The 15,674-nt window shown below is 63.8% G+C and carries 19 protein-coding genes; 7 read left to right on the forward strand and 12 right to left on the reverse strand.

Annotated elements, in window-relative coordinates; all coding sequences use genetic code 11:
- Positions 1-6: 6 nt before the first annotated feature.
- A complete protein-coding gene (locus ABIE52_RS30130; RefSeq protein WP_192712297.1) occupies positions 7-1,032 on the reverse strand; it encodes an agmatine deiminase family protein in 1,026 nt (341 codons plus the stop codon).
- A complete protein-coding gene (locus ABIE52_RS30135; RefSeq protein ID WP_192712298.1) occupies positions 1,029-1,976 on the reverse strand; it encodes a nitrilase-related carbon-nitrogen hydrolase in 948 nt (315 codons plus the stop codon). The genes ABIE52_RS30130 and ABIE52_RS30135 overlap by 4 nt, the downstream gene beginning before the upstream one ends.
- 149 nt (positions 1,977-2,125) lie before the next feature.
- Here ABIE52_RS30135 and ABIE52_RS30140 point away from each other — a divergent pair, with 149 nt between their 5' ends.
- On the forward strand, positions 2,126-2,743 hold the full coding sequence (locus ABIE52_RS30140; protein WP_030536334.1) for a TetR/AcrR family transcriptional regulator C-terminal domain-containing protein: 618 nt from the start codon (positions 2,126-2,128) through the stop codon (positions 2,741-2,743).
- Here ABIE52_RS30140 and ABIE52_RS30145 read toward each other — a convergent pair.
- The 3 genes from ABIE52_RS30145 to ABIE52_RS30155 form a co-directional block, all read right to left on the reverse strand.
- On the reverse strand, positions 2,740-4,266 hold the full coding sequence (locus ABIE52_RS30145) for an APC family permease (RefSeq protein ID WP_003946397.1): 1,527 nt from the start codon (positions 4,264-4,266) through the stop codon (positions 2,740-2,742). The genes ABIE52_RS30140 and ABIE52_RS30145 overlap by 4 nt on opposite strands.
- Positions 4,263-5,162 carry a universal stress protein gene (locus ABIE52_RS30150; RefSeq protein WP_007727555.1) on the reverse strand — a complete coding sequence of 300 codons (900 nt, stop codon included), beginning with the start codon at positions 5,160-5,162 and terminating at the stop codon, positions 4,263-4,265. The genes ABIE52_RS30145 and ABIE52_RS30150 overlap by 4 nt, the downstream gene beginning before the upstream one ends.
- 90 nt (positions 5,163-5,252) lie before the next feature.
- On the reverse strand, positions 5,253-6,683 hold the full coding sequence (locus ABIE52_RS30155; RefSeq protein WP_003946421.1) for a gamma-aminobutyraldehyde dehydrogenase: 1,431 nt from the start codon (positions 6,681-6,683) through the stop codon (positions 5,253-5,255).
- A gap of 169 nt (positions 6,684-6,852) precedes the next feature.
- On the opposite strand from ABIE52_RS30155, the gene ABIE52_RS30160 reads away from it, so the two are divergent.
- Entirely contained in the window at positions 6,853-8,370 is a 1,518-nt protein-coding gene (locus ABIE52_RS30160) for a PucR family transcriptional regulator (protein ID WP_192712299.1), read from the forward strand.
- Between the two features lie 36 nt (positions 8,371-8,406).
- Here the strand turns inward: ABIE52_RS30160 and ABIE52_RS30165 are convergent, their stop codons facing one another.
- The 7 genes from ABIE52_RS30165 to rpmB form a co-directional block, all read right to left on the reverse strand.
- On the reverse strand, positions 8,407-9,768 hold the full coding sequence (locus ABIE52_RS30165) for a flavin monoamine oxidase family protein (protein ID WP_007727552.1): 1,362 nt from the start codon (positions 9,766-9,768) through the stop codon (positions 8,407-8,409).
- Positions 9,769-9,922: 154 nt separating this feature from the next.
- Positions 9,923-10,387: a hypothetical protein gene (locus ABIE52_RS30170; RefSeq protein ID WP_007727550.1), complete on the reverse strand. Its 465-nt coding sequence runs from the start codon at positions 10,385-10,387 to the stop codon at positions 9,923-9,925.
- 19 nt (positions 10,388-10,406) lie between these two features.
- A complete protein-coding gene (locus tag ABIE52_RS30175; RefSeq protein WP_003946401.1) occupies positions 10,407-11,345 on the reverse strand; it encodes an AEC family transporter in 939 nt (312 codons plus the stop codon).
- A gap of 130 nt (positions 11,346-11,475) precedes the next feature.
- Positions 11,476-11,733 (reverse strand): 30S ribosomal protein S18, encoded by a 258-nt coding sequence (rpsR, locus tag ABIE52_RS30180; protein ID WP_003946414.1) that lies wholly within the window; start codon positions 11,731-11,733, stop codon positions 11,476-11,478.
- Positions 11,734-11,742: 9 nt separating this feature from the next.
- Positions 11,743-12,048: a 30S ribosomal protein S14 gene (gene rpsN, locus ABIE52_RS30185; RefSeq protein ID WP_003946379.1), complete on the reverse strand. Its 306-nt coding sequence runs from the start codon at positions 12,046-12,048 to the stop codon at positions 11,743-11,745.
- Between the two features lie 2 nt (positions 12,049-12,050).
- Complete coding sequence (gene rpmG / locus ABIE52_RS30190; RefSeq protein ID WP_003946358.1) at positions 12,051-12,215, reverse strand: 50S ribosomal protein L33; 165 nt, start codon at positions 12,213-12,215, stop codon at positions 12,051-12,053.
- A gap of 4 nt (positions 12,216-12,219) precedes the next feature.
- Positions 12,220-12,456 carry a 50S ribosomal protein L28 gene (gene rpmB / locus ABIE52_RS30195; RefSeq protein WP_003946346.1) on the reverse strand — a complete coding sequence of 79 codons (237 nt, stop codon included), beginning with the start codon at positions 12,454-12,456 and terminating at the stop codon, positions 12,220-12,222.
- Between the two features lie 104 nt (positions 12,457-12,560).
- Here rpmB and mrf point away from each other — a divergent pair, with 104 nt between their 5' ends.
- The 5 genes from mrf to ABIE52_RS30220 all read left to right on the forward strand — a co-directional run bounded on the left by mrf (position 12,561) and on the right by ABIE52_RS30220 (position 15,625).
- Positions 12,561-13,814 carry a ribosome hibernation factor-recruiting GTPase MRF gene (gene mrf, locus ABIE52_RS30200; protein WP_003946410.1) on the forward strand — a complete coding sequence of 418 codons (1,254 nt, stop codon included), beginning with the start codon at positions 12,561-12,563 and terminating at the stop codon, positions 13,812-13,814.
- A complete protein-coding gene (locus tag ABIE52_RS30205) occupies positions 13,811-14,065 on the forward strand; it encodes a type B 50S ribosomal protein L31 (protein ID WP_003946367.1) in 255 nt (84 codons plus the stop codon). The genes mrf and ABIE52_RS30205 overlap by 4 nt, the downstream gene beginning before the upstream one ends.
- Positions 14,065-14,238 carry a 50S ribosomal protein L32 gene (rpmF, locus tag ABIE52_RS30210; RefSeq protein ID WP_007727540.1) on the forward strand — a complete coding sequence of 58 codons (174 nt, stop codon included), beginning with the start codon at positions 14,065-14,067 and terminating at the stop codon, positions 14,236-14,238. Before ABIE52_RS30205 ends, rpmF begins: the two co-directional genes overlap by 1 nt.
- An 18-nt stretch (positions 14,239-14,256) precedes the next feature.
- Positions 14,257-14,868 (forward strand): trimeric intracellular cation channel family protein, encoded by a 612-nt coding sequence (locus ABIE52_RS30215; RefSeq protein ID WP_003946409.1) that lies wholly within the window; start codon positions 14,257-14,259, stop codon positions 14,866-14,868.
- A 70-nt stretch (positions 14,869-14,938) separates the two neighbouring features.
- A complete protein-coding gene (locus tag ABIE52_RS30220) occupies positions 14,939-15,625 on the forward strand; it encodes a response regulator transcription factor (protein WP_003946387.1) in 687 nt (228 codons plus the stop codon).
- Positions 15,626-15,674 lie beyond the last annotated feature (49 nt).

Consider the following 15,674-nt stretch of genomic DNA (forward strand, 5'->3'; position numbering starts at 1 on the left):
CCGCCGTCAGTCTTGTTCAGCGGGCTGGTGCTGGGTGATGCAGTGGATGCCGCCGCCACGTTCGAACAACGGTCTGGCGTCGACGGTGACGACGGTGCGCCCGGGGTAGGCGGCCGCAAGGATCCGGGCCGCTTCGGCGTCGGCCGGATCGTCGAAGCTGCAGGCGATCACTCCGCGATTGACCACGAGATGGTTGATGTAGCTGTAGTCGACGAATCCCTCGTCGTCGCGCAGGATCTCGGGCGCAGGTACCCGAATGACCTTCCACGGCCGACCGCCGACGTCCGTCGAGCTTTCGAACAACTCGATGATCGTCTTGCTGACGGCGTAGTCGGGGTGCACCGGATTGCGTTGGTCATGGACGAGTACAACTCCGGGGGAAGAGATGGCAGCGACGATGTCGACGTGTCCGCGCGTTCCGTACGTCTCCTGATCGCGAGTCAATCCGCGGGGAAGCCAGATCACGTGCTTGGCGCCGATGGTGCGGGCGAGTTCGGCCTCGATGTCGGCCTTCGTCAGGTCGGGGTTTCGTCCCGGATCGAGTTGGACGGTTTCGGTGACCAAGACGGTGCCGAGACCGTCGACCGCAATACCGCCGCCCTCGTTGACGATTGGTGAGTCGATCAACTGGGCACCGGATTTTTCGACGACAAATGCGCCGATCTTCGAGTCCTTGTCCCACTGCGCCCAATCCTGTGCACCCCAGCCGTTGAACACCCAGTCGACTCCGCCGAGACGGCCTTCGTCGGACAGGACGAACGTCGGCCCGATGTCGCGCATCCACGCGTCGTTGAGAGGTGCCTCGACGATGTCGACCTTCTCGGACAGGTACTTTCGTGCTTCTTCGACTTCGGCGGGATCGACGACGACGGTGACCGGCTCGAATTCGGCGACGGCGTGGGCGACGGCTGCCCACGTCGAGCGCGCTTCGTGCTGTTCTTCCGCAGTGTCCCCGAGAGAGTATCCGGCGCTCGGGTACGCCATCCAGGTACGTTCGTGCGGCTCACTTTCCGCGGGCATGCGCCAGGTCATCGGTTGGCTCCTGCAGTGTTCACCGGTGCGGTCAGGGCCGAGTAGGTGTCGGGTCGGCGAGTGGCCAGGAACGGGAACAGCGCAAGCCAGTCTTCACGGTGCTGCAGGTCGAGCTCTGCGACCAGGACGGCTGATTCGTCGCGCGGAGCCTGAACGAGGATGCGTCCGTACGGGTCCGAGATGAACGACGAACCGTAGAAGGTGATGAGACCTTCACTGCCGTGGCGATTGGGGACAACCATGAAAGTGCCGTTGGCGATACCGTTTCCGACGATCACTTGCTGCCACAGCGGTTGGGTGTCGAAGTTCGGGTGATCGGGTTCCGAGCCGATCGCCGTCGGGTACACCAGGACCTGGGCACCGGCGAGGGAGTATGCACGTGCGACCTCGGGGAACCACTCGTCCCAGCATGTCGGGAGTCCGAACTTGGCGCCGAGTGCCTCGTGAACGGGGTATGCGTCCACGGACGGACCGCCGCGAAAGTACGTGTCCTCGTAGTACCCGGCCGTCACCGGAATGTGGAGCTTGCGGGTACGACCGAGAAGTTCACCCCCGGGCGAGACCAGGATCGCGGTGTTGAAGCCCAGGCCGTCCTCGGCGTCGCTGCGCTCGTACAACGACGCGTGAACGAGAACCTGGTTCTCCGCGGCGGCCTTGGTGGCGAAGGCGAAAGTGGGTCCGGTGAGCAGGTCTTCCGCCGCGCGTCCGGGATTGTCGCCGGCCGGGGTGGAGGCGGGGTAGCGGCTGAGCGTCAGCTCCGGAAGAAAGACCACGGAAGCGCCCAGCTTCGCTGCGGACGCAATGCCTTCGCTCAATTCAGCGTGGAGGTCGTCTTGGTCCTCGTGCCAGCGATGTTGGACGAGACCTACACGCAGAGGGGTGGACGTGGGCGGCGAAGTCGCGGCCGGTGACTCGGGTGGGGTGAGGGCGGTGATCGTCAGCATGGGGTTTCCTCGGTGCTCGGGTATTCGACGTTCAACGTAAAACGAATGTGATTCGTTAAGTATGGTGGGTGAGCGCTGATTGATCAAGGACTTTCGAGGAATTGTTTTTTGCAGCGCCCCGAACGGTGTGGATCACTACAGGAGGACATATGCCGCGGCCATCGCAACGACTGCTCTCACCGGCGATCATCACCGAGGCAGCGATCGAGTCGGTGGACGAATCCGGCGACTTCACCATGCCGGGACTCGCCGCAAGACTGAAGGTTCGACCGTCCTCGCTCTACAACCACGTTTCCGGACGAGCCGAGATCGTCGAACTGATGAGGGCGCAGTTGATGGCAGGAATCGACGTCGAGTCGGCCTCGGGGACCTGGAGTGAGACCGTCGCGGCGCTGGCAGCCGAGTACCGGCGAAGCTACGCCGCGCATCCTCGTCTGATTCCGCTCTTCACGGCCCAGACGGTGCAGGCCGGTGTGGCGTTCACCCTCTACAACGCATTGGCGCAGGCATTTGCCGATGGTGGCTTCGACCCGACCGAAACACTGCACGCGATCACGACCGTCGACAGTTTTGTTCTCGGTTCGGCCCTGGACCTGGCGGCGCCGGACGTCCAGTGGGCGTCGGGACCCGAAGCCAACGACGCAATGAAGGCGGCGTTGGCAACGTCCGGGAAAAATCCCGAACGTGCCGACGCCGCCTTCGAATTCGGCTTGCGCGTGTTGATGGCGGGCCTGATCGCGCAGGCCCCCGAATCTACTGTCTCCTAGGACACGCTGAGGTCGTTCTCGTCTCGTAAAGCTTCCGTGTCGCGGTTGAGGGTCTTGCCCTCGAAGAACTCGGGATTCCGCACTCGCATGACCATCATCAGGACCGCGCCGAGGATGAGGATTCCGAACCCGAGGAAGAAGACCAGGCCGATTCCGCCGATGGATGCTCCGCTGGCATTGTCCGGATTCATACTCTCCTGGACCGAAATGACGAACACCGCAAGCAGCATGAGGCCACCGATGAGTGGGAACGCGAGCCGAAAGACGAAGTTTCGTACGCTCTCGAAAAGCGTCTTGCGGAAGTACCACACGCACGCGAATGCGGTGATGCCGTAGTACCAGCAGATCATGATGCCGAGTGCGGCGATCGTGTCGAGCAGAGCACTTTCGGACAGGAACGTGACGACGCTGTAGAACACTGCGGTTACCGCGCCTGCCACGACGGTCGCGTACGACGGCACCAGGAACCGAGGCGAGACCTCGGCGAGCTTCTTGGGGAAAGCTCCGTATGCACCCATGGCGAGCATGGTTCGTGCCGCGGGCAGGAACGTGGTCTGCAGGCTGGCGACTGAAGAGACGAAGACCGCGAGGAACAGAAGCATTCCGCCCCAGTTGCCCAGTACCGGGTCGGCCAGAGCGCCGAAGACGTTCTCGGAGTTGTCGGGATTGCCGAGGCCGAGGCCTTCCTCGCCGACGCCGGCGTACATCATCGCGGCAACGGCGACCAGCAGGTAGGTCAGGAGAATGGTTGCGACACAGAGCAAACCGGCGCGGCCGGGGGTCTTCTTGGGGTTCTTCGACTCCTCGCCCAGCGTGAGACAGGTATCCCAGCCCCAGAACGCGAAGATCGATCCGGTGAGTCCGATGACAAACGCACCGATGGCGAGTCCGCTGAACGGGTTGAACCAACTCAGGTCGAAGGACAATCCGGCCGGGGCGTCGCCGGCGCCGACGTGAACCAGTGCAACGACGGCGAAGACGACCAGCAGCACCATCTGGAAGCCGACGAGTGCGAACTGCACGCGCTCGCTGGTAGTGATTCCCCGACTCGCTATCCACGTGGCCAGGGCGATGAAGACGAGTGTGGTGCCGACATTGACAAATTTGTTGCCCGGCAGATCGGCGATGGAGGGATTGTCGGCCACCCGCGCGATGAACAGATAGAAGAAGTCGACGGCAATTGCAGCGAGGTTCGAGAGCACGATGATGGTGGCGATCACCATGCCCCAGCCGCACATCCAGCCGACGTACGGTCCGAATGCCTTGGTGGACCACGTGAATGACGCTCCGCAGTCAGGAGTGTCGGAGTTCAGTTCGCGGTACGCGTACGCGGTGAGGAACATCGGGATGAAGCCGGCGATGAAGATGGCGGGCATCTTGAGACCGACCGCGGCGACGATCAATCCGATGCTGGCCGTCAGGGTGTAACCCGGTGCCACGGAGGAGATTCCGAGCACCGCGCCGGAGATCATGCCGATCTTGCCGGTGGCGAGGCCTTTGGAACTCAGTTCGGTGCTGGTCATGACAGTGCCTCCGGCTGGGTGAATTCGTGCTTGGGCACTACGACCATGGGTACGGGCAGTACGCGCAGCATCTTGGCGGCGGTCGAGCCCAGGAAAAGTTTGCGGGGCTGGGCGAGGCGACTTGAACCGACCATCACGAGATCGCCGTCCTGCCAGTCCAGTTGACGCACTGCCGATTCCACGGTGGACCCGTCGGCGATGATGACCTCGATGGGGAACTCCGCGGGGAGCGCGGCTCTTGCGACGTCGAGTGTGTCCTGAGCGTGATTTCGTGCACGCTCCCTGGCCGACTCGGCGGTGTCGCGATGATCGCGCAGATCGTTCTGGGGGTCGAGCGCTACCAGTGAGACCAGTCGCAGCGGAACCTGCATCAGTTCGCTGGCGCGCACGGCGGTGTTCAAGACGATGTCGGCGCCGACACGGGTGCCGAGTGCACAGGTGACCTCTCGTATAGCAGTGGCCGCCGAGTGCCGCGTTCCGCGAGGCGCCAGTGCTACCGGGACATGGGCGGAGTGAAGCAGTTCGGTCGAGACCGAACCTATCGCGTGACGGCCGAGCAAACCGTCGCCGGAAGCTCCCACCACGATCGCGAGCGCATTCAGTCGGTCCACTTCGTCGAGCAGGCCCTGAGCGAACGACTCGTGGAAGCTCAGGTGTACTTCCACCTGGATGTCCTCGGGCACCGACGCTTTCGCCTCGGCGAGCCAGTCGTGGGCACGCGCGGCGAGGATGTCGTCGTAGCCGGCTTCCGAGGGAACCTTGGCCGGCAGTGTCCGATCCGGTGGGAGGACCATGCAGATGTCGAGTTGCGCGCCGAGACTGCGCGCGAGCTGGGCCCCGAGGACCAGCCCGTCTTTACCGCTGGGTGTGGCGAGGTATCCGACGATAAGGCGCATGGTGGCTCTTTTCCGGATTGGAGGAATCTGCTGTGCGCCTTTATTAACCGCGGGGGGTTGATAAAGGCGCACAGCAGGAGGGGCGGCGACTCAGTCGTGCGAACTCATGACGTGCTTGAGACGGGTGTAGTCCTCGACTCCGTAGGCCGAGAGATCCTTGCCGTAACCGGAATACTTGAAGCCGCCGTGCGGCATTTCGGCGACGAGCGGGATGTGGCAGTTGATCCACACCGCACCGAAGTCGAGAGCAGCGGAGACGCGTTGCGTGACACCGTGATCCTTGGTCCAGATGCTCGAGGCCAGGCCGAACCGAACGTCGTTGGCAAGCGTGATCGCCTCCTTCTCGTCGGAGAAGCTCTGGACTGTGAGGATAGGACCGAAAGTCTCTTCCTGCACGATGTCGTCCGATTGCGCGACGCCGGTGATGACGGTCGGCTCGAAGAAGAATCCGGTTTCGCCCGAACGCTTTCCGCCGGTAACGATCTTGGCCGACGCCGGCAGGTTCGCGATCTTGTCGCTCACGGCGTTGAAGTGATTGATGTTGTTGAGCGGGCCGTAGAAGGCATCAGGATCGGAAGGCGCTCCGGGGCGCAGCTTCTCGGCGTTCCGGACGAGGGCTTCGACGAGCTGATCGTGGATGGACTCGTGAACGATCACGCGAGTGGCCGCGGTGCAATCCTGGCCGCCGTTGAAGAACGCTGCCTCGGCGATGCCGGTGGCGGTCTTCTCGATGTCGACGTCGCCGAAGACGATCGCCGGCGCTTTGCCGCCCAGTTCGAGGTGCGCGCGCTTGAGTTGCTGTGCTGCGGACACGGCGACAGCGATGCCCGCCCGCACCGAACCGGTGATCGAGACGAGACCGAGGGCCGGGTTCTCCACCAACGTCGCTCCGGTTCCGCCGTTGCCGAGCACGACGTTGAACACGCCGTCCGGCAGGATGCCCTTCGAGAGCTTCGCCAGGACCAGCGTGCTGCCCGGTGTGGTGTCGCTGGGCTTGAGGACGATCGTGTTGCCGGCCGCGAGGGCGGGCCCGATCTTCCACAGCGCCATCATGAACGGGTAGTTCCAGGGCGTGACCTGACCGACGACGCCGATCGGCTCACGACGGACGTAGGAGGTGAAACCCTCCATGTACTCTCCGGCCGCCTTGCCCTCGAGAAGTCGTGCGGCTCCGGCGAAGAACCGCATCTGATCGGCTCCGACCTTGACCTCTTCGTCGGCGATCATCTGGTGGGCCTGGCCGGTGTTGGCGCTTTCGGCTGCGACGATTTCGTCGCTGTGCGCTTCGATGGCGTCGGCGAGCTTGAGGAGTGCAGCCTGCCGCACGCTCGGCGTCGTCTTGCCCCAGGTCTCGAATGCTCTCTGTGCGGCTTCGACGGCGGCGTCGACGTCTTCCTTCGTGGAGACCGGCGTACGCCCGACCACACTCTCGTCCACGGGGTTGATCAGGTCGAGTGTTTCCGTCGCGGCTGAGGCGACGAATTCACCGTTGATGTAGTTCTCGAGTACGACGATCGACATCGGTACCGGTTCCTCTCGAGGTCGAACGAGTTCCGGCCGAGGTGATCAGCACGGAACTCGCACTTTGTGGGGCGTGTGTGAGCAAGTGTGCGCTGACTCACAAGTAAAGGCAGCTGCCAAAAAGGTGAAATCTTTGATCGCCGACGCGCCGAGTTGTACAGTCCAGCCCATGACGATCGCTGTGCGGTGGATGTTGGCGCAGCCGGACCTCGCGCTGGAACTCAAAGGCGGCGCCCAGGGCGTCGGTCGCGAAATCACATTTGCGCACGCCACGGAGTTGCTCGACCCTTTCCGGTGGTTGACCGGCGGCGAATTCATCCTCACCACCGGCATCCGATTGCCGTCCACTCAGCAAAAGCGCGGCCGCTATCTCCGAATGCTCGACGCGGCAGGTGTGGCGGCGGTGGGATTCGGAACCGGGCTCTCGTACCCCGAGGTCCCGGCCGATCTGGTGGCCGTCGCCGACGAGATCGGACTCCCGCTGATCGAGGTGCCGCTGCCGACGCCGTTTGCTGCCGTCGTCAAGCGTGTGATGAGCCGGTTGGCAGAGCAGGAATACGAAGCGGTCCTCCGGGCGTCGCGGGCGCAACCGCGGATGACGCGTGCCGTCATTTCCGGCGGAACTGCCGCAACCGTGCGTGAACTGGCGATCGCAACCTCGGCGACGGTGCTTCTTCTCGACGTCGCCGGACGAGTTCTCGAGAGCTCACCTCAACTGCCGACGGACGACGTGATCGACGAACTGCGAGCAACTCTCGGGGGCGGTGCCTCCAGTAGCGTGGCGCTCGCAAGGTCTGGAGCGTCGATCGCGGTGCAGCAGATCAGCGTCGGGCGAACGCCGTACGGATACCTGGCGGTGATCAGTGCTTCGGCGCTCAGCTACGTCGATCAGATACTGCTCGGTCACGCGAACTCGTTGTTGGCGTTGGACTTCGAGAAACCTGCGCGCCTGCGTGCTACTCAGGATCAGTTGAATTCGCACGCCCTCGGGCTGCTGCTTACCGAGGATCGCGACCCGGCGCCGGCGTGGCAACAGATCAGGCAGGCCGCCGACGGCGAGGGAATGATCCGAGGATTGACAGTTCTTGCCGACACGTCCGACGTAGCGGGACGCGTCGGAGCCGAGATTGCCGAGTTCATGAACAAGGCGGGGCGGCAGTTGTTCTCGCGGATCAACGACACTCGCGTCACGGTGCTGCTGCGTGGAACCGACGACGTCGAGTTCGCCCGAGAGCTGCTCGGCGGGGTATCGAGGTCGGATCTTCGCGCGCTTCGTGTCGGCTTGAGCGCGCGACGGGTGGTCGCTGCGCTGGCGGTCGCCGTCGAACAGTCCCAGCTGTGTGCGTCGGCGGCGGAAATCGGTGGCGAACCTTTGGAATTCGCGGCGCTGACCGGAAGTGTGCTGCTGTCTTTCGATTCGACGCGTGAAGTGCTCAACACGTTGGCGGAAACGATGATCACACCGATCGAGGACTACGACCGTGACAACGGCACCGAACTGCTGGCGTCGTTGCGGGCATTTCTCGAGGCCAACGGACACTGGGAAGCGGCCGCCATCACGATGGGCGTTCACCGGCACACACTGCGGAGCCGAATGGCGAAGGTGGAGAGCCTGATCGACTGTCGGCTGGAAGTGGCCAGGGTTCGGGCCGAACTACTGCTCTCGATCATTGCCCGGCAATCGTGACTGCCGGGCAATGATCGAGACTTGGCAAAGCGGCCGTCAGGCCTTGCTGCGAGCGATGATGTCGGCTGCGGTTCGCTGACCCATCCGAACGGCACCGTCGACGTGCTGGTACCCCTCGGCCGCAATGTCGGAGCACGAGAAGTGAATCGGGCCGACGGGCGTGCGGGAATCCGCGCCGTAGCGGTGCAGGCCTCCGAGGTCGAAGCTCGCTGCGTACGCACCGCGGGTCCATTCCTCCGAGCCCCAGTCGGATTCGTAGTACACAACCGGCTCTTCGGCCTTCGGGCCGAGATAGCGGGCAAGTGAGGCCAGAATCGTGGCCTTACGCTCCTCGACGGAAAGCTCGAACATCGCGTCGGCCTTCTCGTCGGAGACGAACGCGACCAGGGTGCCGCGATCGTCCTCGTGGTTGGTGTTGTCGTACACCTCCTGCACTACCTCGGACGCGCCGAAGCCGGTGCCGGAGAGGCCGTCTTCGCGCCAGAAAGGCGTCTCGTACACCGCGTGAACCTTGATGACGAGGCCGAGGGACTGGTGCTGGTGCATCTGGTGCTGACGACGCGGCAGCGGGGGATCGTACGAGATTCGGGAGTAGAGGTTGGGCGGTACGGCCAGGATCACTCGGCTTGCCTCGACGCGAACATCGCCGTCCGCCAACACCGTTGCACCGGATTCGTTCCACTTCACCGTTCGCACGGGTGCGTTGAGGAAGACGTCGTCACCGAGGGCCTCCGCCATGCGGATCGATACCTGCTGCATTCCGCCGATCACTCGCTTGTCGAGGATGAAGTCCTCGTCGACAAGGTGGGAGAACGAACCTGCGGAAGCGGCCATGAGTACGGCCTGCAGGGCAGAGAACGAGTGGGCGGGCTTGGTGAGCATGCCACCGGCGATGAAGAGGCCGATGTTGTCACGTGCCTCGGCGTCGTCGGACTGATTGATCAGCCACTGCTTGAAGGAGACTGTGTCGAGATCGCGGGCGAGGGGATGTGCCCACGGTTCCTCGGCGCCGATCTGTGCTGCGAGATCGTCCATCTCGTCGATGAGACGGTCCATCTCCTTCTTCGTGGTGTCGTTCGTGGGGAAGGAATCACCCGTGTACTGCGTCCGCTCACCTGCCGACGAGATGTAGACGGACTCGCCCTCGCGGTAGCGCTCGAAAGTTTTCAGGCCGAGTTCGTCGAGCAAGGAGATCAGCGCGGTCTGGTCGGGGGAGACCCACTGGCCGCCGATTTCCAGAACTGCTCCGTCGATGGTGTCGGTCCACGTGCGGCCGCCGACGCGGTCGCGCGCTTCGATCACAGCGACGGTCAAACCGGCCTTGCGCAGCGCGGTTGCAGCTGCCAGGCCAGAGGGGCCGGCACCGACGATTGCAACGTCTCTCTGGAGAGTAGGCACTTGCGAGCTCCTTCATGTTGAGCACCGCTCGAGTCGAAAGCTGCCGACGAGCGAGTGAACGGGTGTCGGTTTTCAGTCTGTCCCGAGGAGACGCACACCACACCTGACGAAACGGCGTGTTCGATCGTCGAACTTGTGCCGTTTAGGCGCGCAGCTAGCCGTTGATGACGTGACGATCGCCGAGCGGTCGGCTCAGCGGGACATCCAAGCTGCCGAACACGGCAACCAGAATGCACATCTTGTCCGCGGCCTCGGGCAGTGCCCCGGTTCGGAGCGTGACGATCACCGTCGTATCGGTCTCTTCGACGGTTGCGTACGCGCCGTAGCACTCCGGAGTGCCGGTCACGAAGTGGACGGCCACCGTGTGATCGTCGACCTCGGACCACGATTCGAACATCGTGGCCGTCGCACCCACGATGTCGGTGCGGCTGTCGAACTCCGTGCCCATCTCGCTGTCGTCGACCTCGTCGGGAACGGGGGTTCCGAGCGACCAGTCGGCGGGACTTGCTTCGTTGGCCGCCATCGGATTCGGTGCGGCAACCGGCCCCGTGGTCTGGGCCCCGACGGAGCATCCGGCCACAGCAAGGCAGGCCAGAACGGCGAGGGTTAGTACACGCATGAATCCACCGTAACCCTGCTCAAGCGAGTAGCGCTGTGACCAGCGCAATTGCGGGAATTGACGCCAAAGTGGTGACAAAGGCACTGTCTCGGGCGAGGACCATTCCGCGCCGATAGCGGCTTGCGTAGATGAAGACGTTCTGCGCCGTCGGCAACGTCGAGACGACCACGATGGCGAACAACTGATGACCGTCGATGCCGAGGAGGAAATGCGCCATCAGATAGGCCAGCACAGGTTGGACCACGATCTTGAGCGTCGACGCCAGCGCGACGTCGCGGCGTGGACTCGAGCCTTTCTCCAGCACCCGCACGCCGTAGAGCGAGAGCCCGAATGCCAACAGCGCACCGGGTACCGACGTCGCGCCGATCAATTCGAAAGGCTGCATCAGCGGCCGGGGCGGTACCCAACCGATCAACGCGACGATCAACCCCGCAGCGCCCGCGAGCACGATCGGATTCTTGAACGGGGCGGTGACGGTGTCGATCAACGAGAGCTTCTCGGCATCCGCGCCGCGAAGGGCCGTCAGATCGAGGATCGTCAAGGCGATCGGGGAGTACACGACGATCTGGAAGAGCAGGAGCGGCGCGACGAACGTGGCATCGCCGAGCACGAACACCGCGATCGGGATTCCGAGGTTGGCTGAATTCACGTACGAAGCCGACAGCGCGCCGATGGTCAGTTCGGGTAGCGGCCGGTTGAGCCAGATCTTTGCGACGACGACGTACAGAGCGCCGACGGCAAAGGCAGTAGCCGACGCAACGGCGAGCGTCGGCGAGAAGATCACCGAAAGATCGGACGACGCGAGGGTGGTGAACAGCAGGGCAGGCGTCGCGACGAAGAAGACGAGTCGACCGAGAACGAACTGTCCTTGGCTACCGAGGGTGCCGAGACGGCCGAGGAGATACCCGACCGCGATGACAACAAAAATTACGGTGAAACCCGCAACAACTCCCGACACGCTGCGGGCACCTCTCGACTGGAATGAACGACTTCGGGAAAATCTTAGTCAGGGCAACAAAAAGGCCGCGCAGTCGAGTGACTGCGCGACCTTTTCGGTACTTCTACGTGTGACTACCGAGCACGTATGACTACCGTGCGGCGGTGAAGGGGAGCAACGCCATTTCGCGTGCGTTCTTCACTGCAACGGCGACCTGACGCTGCTGCTGCGGGGTCAGGCCCGTGACGCGACGGCTGCGGATCTTGCCGCGGTCCGAGATGAACGTGCGAAGCAAGTTGATGTCCTTGTAATCGACATGCGTGATCTTCGCTGCGAACAACGGGTTCTTCTTGGGCTTACGACCCTCTACGGGGCGTGGCTTCTTCGACGGTGAACGCTTGACTGCCATCCGACTTCCTTACCAGCTCGACTTGTGTACGCCAGGCAGTTCCCCACGGTGCGCCATTTCTCGCACGCGAATCCGGGAGAGCCCGAACTTCCGCAGGTGGCCGCGCGGACGTCCATCCGCAGCGTCTCGATTGCGCAATCGTACCGGACTGGCGTCGCGTGGTAGACGTTGCAGGGTCGCTTGGGCCTTCGCGCGCTCCTCTGCCGAGCTTTTCGGGGAGCGGATCGTCTCCTTGAGAGCGGACCGCTGCTCCGCGTACCGCTCGACGACGACCCGTCGCTGGTTGTTCTTCGCGATCTTCGACTTCTTGGCCATGCCTACTTCTCTTCTCGGAAATCGACGTGCTTTCGCAGCACCGGGTCGTACTTCTTCAGTACGAGTCGATCGGGGTCGTTACGACGGTTCTTGCGGGTCACGTACGTGTACCCGGTGCCCGCGGTGGACTTGAGTTTCACGATCGGGCGGATCTCGTTGCGTGCCATCTGCTCAGACCTTCTCGCCGCGCGCGCGGATCCGGGCGACGACGGATTCGATGCCGTCGCGGTCGATCGTCTTGATGCCCTTGGTCGAGAGCGTGAGTGTGATGCGACGCCCCTCGCTGGGCAGGAGGTAGGTCTTGCGCTGGATGTTCGGGTTCCAGCGACGGTTCGAACGCTTGTGAGAGTGCGAGACGGATTTTCCGAACCCCGGCACACGTCCGGTCACTTGGCAGTGAGCCGACATGGGTGTTCCTTTCAACTTGCAGATGACAATCATTTTCGACAATGCGGTGAGATCAATGTACCGTTCAACCTCGGTAATGACAATCATTCCCAGAAAGGCCCGCTGTGAACACGATCTTGGACGGCAGGACTCCGCTGGTCCTGGTCGCCGGCATGAGCGAATCCACCCCACACACCGCACGAGCGTTGCTGCGGACCGGAACTGTTCTGGTCCACCACGACCTGAGCCACGTCCGTGAAGGGGTGGTCCGGCGGACGGTCACCTCGATGACCGGGAGTGCCGGGTCTGCCGGCACTGTGTCCGAGCGCGAGACGATCCTCGAGCTCGCGCACGGCTGCGTCTCCTGCACCCTGCGCGAAGACTTGCTGCCGCTCCTGCGCCGGCTTCACTCGCACAGTTCGGTGCAGCGGATCGTGTTGCTGTTGGACCGGCAACTCGAGCCCGAGGCGCTGTGCTGGGCGATCGAGCACGTCGTCGTGACCGGCGTCGTCGGCCAACTGGACGGACCGGCGCAGCGGGACGTCCGCGTCGACGCCGTCGTGACGTGCATCGATGCGGCGACCTGGCTGGCAGACGCCACCGGCGACGAAGCTCTCGACGACGACCGCACCCTGGCTCAGGTCGTCGTCGGGCAGGTCGACTTCGCCGACGCGCTCGTCCTACGCGGGTCCGATGCGCTCGACGGCTGGCAGCGGTCCCGCTTGAATGCGGTTCTCGCGCGCATCGCTCCACGGGTACCCGTCTTCGATGAGGGAGACGACATCGAGGCACTGCTCCTCGAGGTGCCTGCGGATGCGCGACGCGGTGAACTGGCCGACGCTCACTCACCGCTGTTGCGTCGCCAGCCGCCGCTCGACGACGACGGCGGAGTGATGCTCGTCGAGTTCACCGCGAACCGGCCGTTCCACCCCGGTCGTCTGCACGAGGCGATCGACGTCCTGCTCGAAGGTGTCGTGTACTCCCGCGGACGAGTCTGGGTGGCAACGCAACCGGGTGAAGCGCTCTGGCTCGAATCGGCGGGCGGTGGCCTGCGAGTTGCCAGCGCGGACACCTGGCTGGCCGCGATGACGCCGGAGGAACGAGACCGCGTTCCAGCTGAACGCCGTGCACTCGCGGCCCTGAAATGGGACGAGCGTTTCGGTGATCGCGACACCTCGATGGTCGTTCTGACGTGCGGTGCGAACCCGCTCGAGATCGACCGAACACTGCAGCACGCCTTGGTCACCGACGACGAATTGGCGGACGAAGCGTCGTGGGCAACGTGGGAAGACCCGTTCGGCGAGTTTCACGAAGACCCGTGTGACGAATCCGAATCACCTTATGCCGAAACCGAATCAACGCGAGAGGGAAACGAATGAAGAAGCAGATGCACCCCGACTACCACCCGGTGGTCTTCCAGGACGCCAGCACCGGCAAGAGCTTCCTGACCCGATCGACCGTGACGAGTGAGCGCACCGTCGAATGGGAAGATGGTGGCACGTACCCGCTGCTGGTCGTCGACGTCACGAGCGACTCTCACCCGTTCTGGACCGGAGCGCAACGTGTGATGGACACCGCCGGACGCGTCGAGAAGTTCGAGCGGCGCTACGGAAAGCGCAAGGCACTCTGATGGCCGTTCCCAAGCGGAAGATGTCCCGTTCCAACACGCGCAGCCGTCGTGCCCAGTGGAAGGCGACGGCGCCCGATCTGGTCGAGGTCACGGCCTTCGGCCAGACCCACCGGGTGCCTCGGCGACTGGTCAAAGCAGTTCGGCTCGGGGTGATCGACCCGAGCCGCATCTGACCGTGCGATCCTTGGCCGGTGCTGCTGAGGATCCTCGAACTGGTGGGCATCGTGGCGTTCGCGGCCTCGGGTGCCCTGGTGGGCGTCACCAAGCGACTCGACATCTTCGGGGTGTGCTCGGTCGGTGTGTTCACCGGCATCGGCGGCGGTATCGTCCGCGACGTTCTCCTCGGCGTCCATCCGCCCAGCTCTCTGAGCAGTTGGCCGTACTTCGGAACCGCCGCCGCCACCTCACTCGCCGTGTTCTACCTCCACGAGCCGCTCAATCGACTGCGTCGTGAAATCCTGGCGCTCGACGCACTGGGGATGGGCTTGTTCGCGAGCACCGGCGCCGTCATCGCGCTGGACAACAACGCCAGTTCGCTGGCGGCGACGTTGATCGGTGCGACCGCGGCGATCGGCGGCGGCGTGATCCGCGACGTTCTCGTCAACGAGGTGCCACTGCTCCTGCACAAGGACCTGTACGCGGTTCCCGCACTGCTCGGCGCTGCGTTGGTGGTCACAGTCTCGCAAGCCGGACTGTCCACCAACGCCGCGCTGGTGTGCGGCACGGCGTTCGCCGCGGTGTTCAGACTGCTTGCGTTATGGCGTCATTGGAGCCTGCCCGGGCCCAGGCGAACCCGGGACTGACCGCGACACGCCGGAGGCCGGAATCGGACCCTCTCAGCCGCATCTCAGCACTTCAGTCCAAACTGTCGGTATGCGTATTTTGGTGGTCGACGACGACCGGGCGGTTCGCGAGTCGCTTCGGCGGTCGCTCAGCTTCAACGGCTACACGGTCGAGCTCGCGGTCGACGGGCTCGACGCACTCGAGAAGATCCTCGCCAACCGGCCCGACGCCGTCGTGCTCGACGTCATGATGCCGCGACTCGACGGACTCGAAGTGTGCCGTCGTCTTCGCAGTGCCGGCGACGACCTGCCCATCCTCGTGCTCACCGCCCGCGATTCGGTCAGCGAGCGAGTGGCCGGTCTCGATGCCGGAGCGGACGACTACCTGCCCAAGCCCTTCGCTTTGGAAGAGTTGCTTGCCAGGTTGCGTGCACTACTTCGCCGCACCGCGCCCGATCTGGACGCCGATTCCGAAATGATGGCGTTCGAGGACCTCACCCTCGACCCGGTCACCCGTGAGGTCAAGCGCGGCGAACGATCGATCAGCCTGACGCGCACCGAGTTCTCCCTCCTCGAAATGCTCATGGCCAACCCACGCCGCGTGCTGACCCGTGGACGCATTCTCGAAGAAGTGTGGGGATACGACTTCCCGACGTCCGGCAATGCCCTCGAGGTGTATGTCGGCTACCTGCGTCGCAAGACGGAAGCCGACGGCGAACCGAGGTTGATCCACACCGTACGCGGAGTCGGATACGTCCTGCGGGAGACGCCTCCGTGATCACCGCTCCGTTCGGCAAGAACGCCGAACCGAAGAAATCCTCCACCAC

Source organism: Rhodococcus sp. OAS809 (genome assembly GCF_040546695.1).
Classification (GTDB): domain Bacteria; phylum Actinomycetota; class Actinomycetes; order Mycobacteriales; family Mycobacteriaceae; genus Rhodococcus_F; species Rhodococcus_F qingshengii.